This is a genomic window from Mycobacterium sp. TH-M15 (assembly GCF_057473705.1).
This window is the reverse complement of record NZ_JBYCLB010000231.1, coordinates 1-2,614: the sequence shown is the minus strand read 5'-3', so window position 1 is coordinate 2,614 and position 2,614 is coordinate 1. Positions and strand designations below refer to the sequence as shown.

Sequence of the window (2,614 nt, the reverse complement as noted above, 5' to 3'; positions counted from 1 at the left end):
GCCGGCGATCAGTGCCGCGGCGCGTCGAACCGTCGGTGCGTACTCTGCGGCGGTCAGGTCGCCGGCCGCCGGGCACGGAGCGACTTCACGCTGCGGGCAGGCGTGCCGGGCGGTGCGGGCCAGTCGAGTGGTGCAGGTGCGGATTCCGGTGAAGCGGGCCAGCAGCGCGGCGGTCTGCGCCGCATCCGCGCGGGAGCGGAACGGGCCGACCACCCGGTCGTGCCGCGCTGACCGCACCACCGACAGCCGCGGGAATGCCTCCTCGGTCAAGGCGATCCACCACCAGCGCCGCGGAAATCTGGACCGCCGATTGTAGGGCGGGGCGTGCGCGGACAGCAGCCGGAGTTCACGCACCCCGGCCTCCAACGGGTGCGCGCATTCGACGTGGTCGACCCGGGTGGCCAGCGAGACCAGCTCGGTGATCCGGCTGCGCCGGTCACCGCCGGTGAAGTACTGGTGCACCCGGCGCCGCAGGTCGGTCGCGGTTCCGACGTAGAGCACCTCGTCGGAGGGTCCGCGGAACAGGTAGACCCCGGGCCGGTTCGGCAGCCCGGCGGCCAGCACCCGTTTGCGGCGCTGTGCAACGGTCACGTTCGGCAGGTAGGCCCTCAGGTCTGCGTAGCTGCGTACCCCCTGGTTGCCGACCCGGTCGAGCAGGACGTGCAACACGTCGACGGTGGCGCGGGCGTCGTCGAGCGCTCGGTGAGTGGGTCGGCGGGCCACCGAGAACAGCCGGGCCAACTCGGTCAGCCGGACGCTGGGCGCCTCGTCCCGGCTGAGCGCCCGGCGGGCCAGCCGGACCGTGCACAGCACCGGGGGCCGCGGCCAGCCGAGGCCGCAGCGCTCCACCGCGGCGGACAAGAACCCGACGTCGAAGCCGGCGTTGTGGGCCACCAGCACCGCCCCCCGGTCGAACCCGGCGAACTCCAGAAAAGACGGCAACACGCCGGCGATCGTCGGCGCGTCGCAGACCATGGCGGTGGTGATCCCGGTCAGCCGGGTGATCTGCGCCGGTATGCCGCGCTCCGGGTCCACCAGGGTGGCGAATTCGCCGAGCGTCACCCCGCCGCGGACCTTGACCGCGCCGATTTCGGTGATGGCGTCCCGCGCTGCGCCGGCCGGGTCGGCGCGGGCTCGTGCCCCGGTGGTCTCCAGGTCGACGACGACGAAGGTCGTTTCGGACAGCGTCGTGTCGGCTGCCGGGTCAAGCTGCGTGAAGCTCAGCTGTCCAGAACCGGTCCCGCCCATGTCCTCGACGGTAAGGGGCGGGACCGACAACCCGCGGGCCGGCTCCCAGTTCCCGAACAAGGACACCGCTCGACCAGACACCGAGCCCGCGAGCGACCACTCGACACTCGGGGACCACCAGGTGTCCCGGTCAGACGTTCGGCCCACCCGCGGACTCACTCAAAGGCTAGATGTCAGAGGGCACGGCTAGCGTGCGCACCGGGTGGACCACAGCGAACGAGAGGAAGCCGATGGGGCCGGGCAGAGGACGAGAGACCGACCGGGGCGACGTCACGCCGGGCGGCGGGGGCGGCGAGGAGCTGCCGGTGGTGATCGATTGTGACGACTGCGCGGCGCGCGGGCCGGCGTGCCGGGACTGCGTGGTCAGCGTTCTGCTGGGTCCGCCGGCGGAGCTGTGCGACGACGAGCGTGCCGCGCTGGATGTGCTGGCCGAGGCGGGGCTGGCGCCGCGACTGCGGCTGGTCCCGATCCACGGCCGGCGGCGCACCGGGTAGCCTCGTCTGCGGCGCACCGTTCCCGGCCGCGGGCCGCGGGCCGCGGGCCGGGCGTTATGCTCTCTCGTTGGACAAGGCCGTTGCCTTTTCGTAACCTTACTGAGACTTTCAGTCGGGGCGACGTCGGCGCGTGAACGGCAGTGTTACGGCGAGGTTGAGGAAGAAATTTTGATCCGCAAGGGTGGCTACCGGATGGCGCGTGCCGTCAGGCGGCCTGCCGTCAGCGCCACCGCGGGTCTCGCCGCCGCCTGTGTTGTCTTTGCCGGCGTGATCGCCGGCGGCGTCCGGGCCGACCCGGCCGACGATGCGCTCGCCAAGCTGCGGGAGCTGTCCCGCCAGGCCGAGCAGACCACTGAGGCGATGCACACCGCCCAGCTTGACCTGGATCAGAAGCTGATCGCACAGCAGGCGGCCGAGAAGACCCATGCCGACGACCAAGCCGCCCTCGATACCACCAGGGAACGGCTGACCCGGTATAAGTCGGCCGTCAACAAGTTTGCTGCCACGGCATACATGGGTGGTCGCACCGGAGGCATGGATGCCTTCTTGACCGCGGGGTCGCCACAGCAGTTGATCGACAAACTGGCGGTGCAGCGGGTGGTCTCCGACGACCTGTCGGTCCAGATGGACCGCTACCGGACGGCGGCGCGGGAGGCGGCTGAGGCGGAGCGGGCCTCGGCCGCGTCGGCCGCCGAAGCCACCGCCGCCGCGGAGCAGGCCGCCGCGGTGCGCACGGATCTGCAGGCCAGGCAGAACCGGCTGCAGCTGCAGATCGCGGTCGTCAAATCCCAGTACTATTCGTTGACGCCCGGGCAGCGGGCCGCGTTGGCCGCACCACCGGCCCCGGGACCGGCACCGCAGGCCGCCCCCGG

At 71.9% G+C, this 2,614-nt stretch carries 2 protein-coding genes and 1 pseudogene; 2 read left to right on the top strand and 1 reads right to left on the bottom strand.

Translation table 11 applies throughout. From position 1 onward, the window contains the following. Nucleotides 1-1,248 (bottom strand): DEDD exonuclease domain-containing protein (locus AC2VNT_RS05460; RefSeq protein ID WP_486945886.1); only part of this gene is annotated, 1,248 nt, incomplete at its 3' end. A 230-nt stretch (nucleotides 1,249-1,478) separates the two neighbouring features. Here AC2VNT_RS05460 and AC2VNT_RS05455 point away from each other — a divergent pair. After that, on the top strand, nucleotides 1,479-1,742 hold the full coding sequence (locus AC2VNT_RS05455; protein ID WP_486945885.1) for a hypothetical protein: 264 nt from the start codon (nucleotides 1,479-1,481) through the stop codon (nucleotides 1,740-1,742). 192 nt (nucleotides 1,743-1,934) lie between these two features. Beyond that, nucleotides 1,935-2,614, top strand: a pseudogene (locus AC2VNT_RS05450) (peptidoglycan hydrolase RipC); the annotation flags it as partial.